The sequence below is a fragment of the Paracoccus sp. DMF genome, from assembly GCF_004407025.1.
Taxonomy (GTDB): Bacteria; Pseudomonadota; Alphaproteobacteria; order Rhodobacterales; family Rhodobacteraceae; genus Paracoccus; species Paracoccus aminovorans_B.
The window spans coordinates 1-963 of sequence record NZ_SOKV02000158.1 but is presented as its reverse complement, the minus strand read 5'-3'; the positions used below and the strand labels follow the sequence as shown (position 1 = coordinate 963).

At 61.5% G+C, this 963-nt stretch carries 1 protein-coding gene; it reads left to right on the top strand.

The genetic code is table 11. The features are described 5' to 3' along the window. Window positions 1–195: 195 nt before the first annotated feature. Window positions 196–963, top strand: a 768-nt coding sequence (locus tag E3D03_RS20935) for a recombinase family protein (protein WP_263568545.1), incomplete at its 3' end; no start/stop codon positions are given.

The window sequence follows — 963 nt, the reverse complement described above, 5'->3', positions numbered from 1 at the left end:
AGCGCCGATAGGCGCTCACGCCATATTCGCCGATGCCATCGACGGGAAGGCCGCAGCCTTCTACGCGGCCTTCGGCTTCACGCCGCTGACTGACCGGCCGAATACCCTGTATCTGCCTGTTGCGACCGCACAGCGCCTTTTGTCGGGAGAAGCCCCATGACAACTTCGAGCAATGGCGAATCTCAGCATCGGGTGATGCAGCGCGCCGCCCTTTACCTGCGTGTTTCGACGGCGCGGCAGGCCGAGCATGATGTTTCCATTCCCGATCAGAAGCGGCAGGGCGAAGCCTATTGCGAGGCGCGCGGGCTGCAACTGGTCGAAACCTTCATCGAACCCGGTGCATCGGCGACCAACGACCGCCGCCCTGAGTTCCGGCGCATGATCGAGGCGGGCACATCGAAGCCCGCGCCGTTCGATGTGGTCGTCGTCCATTCGTTCAGCCGCTTCTTCCGCGATCACTTCGAGCTTGAGTTCTATGTTCGCAAGCTGGCGAAGAACGGCGTCAAGTTGGTTTCGATCACACAGGAAATGGGGGATGATCCCATGCACGTCATGATGCGGCAGATCATGGCGCTGTTCGATGAATACCAGTCCAAGGAAAACGCCAAGCACGTCATGCGGGCCTTGAAGGAGAATGCCCGGCAAGGCTTCTGGAACGGCTCGCTTCCTCCTATCGGCTATCGCACCGTCGCAGCCGAGCAGCGCGGAGCCAAGACCAAGAAGAAGCTGGAAATCGACCCGCTGCACGCCGACACGGTGCGGCTGATCTATCGCCTTGCGCTGGAAGGCGACGGCACCACCGGCCAGATGGGCGTCAAGAACATCGTCTCCTACCTCAACAGCCGCCGCATCTTCACCCGCGACGGCGGGCGCTGGGGCATCGGGCAGGTTCACCGCATCCTCACCCGCCGCACCTATATGGGCGAGCATGAGTTCAACAAGCGCAGCAAGACCAAGGAATTG